Here is a 377-nt window from a genome sequence, read left to right as displayed (position 1 = left end):
GTTGGTCGTTGGTTGAGAATTGCACAGTGGACGCGAGCATCTTGTTTTTTGTGGTTAAGTTGTCAAGGGCGAACGGTGGATGCCTTGGCACCAGGAGCCGATGAAGGACGTGGTAGGCCGCGATAGGCCTGGGGGAGCTGCCAAACTAGCTGTGATCCCAGGGTGTCCGAATGGGGAAACCTGGCACGAGTCATGTCGTGTCATCCATGCCTGAATTCATAGGGTGTGTGAGGGGAACGCGGGGAAGTGAAACATCTCAGTACCCGCAGGAAGAGAAAACAACCGTGATTCCGTGAGTAGTGGCGAGCGAAAGCGGATCTAGCCTAAACCTTGCGTGTGTGATACCTGTCAGGGGTTGCGCGTGGGGGGTTGTGGGA

At 55.7% G+C, this 377-nt stretch carries 1 rRNA gene; it reads left to right on the top strand.

Annotated elements, in window-relative coordinates:
• Positions 1-52 precede the first annotated feature (52 nt).
• Positions 53-377 (top strand): 23S ribosomal RNA (locus ADL15_RS19840); the annotation flags it as partial.

Source organism: Actinoplanes awajinensis subsp. mycoplanecinus (assembly GCF_001509495.1).
GTDB classification, from domain to species: domain Bacteria; phylum Actinomycetota; class Actinomycetes; order Mycobacteriales; family Micromonosporaceae; genus Actinoplanes; species Actinoplanes palleronii.
Note: the sequence above shows the minus strand (reverse complement) of the source record. Positions and strands in the feature narration are given on the sequence as shown.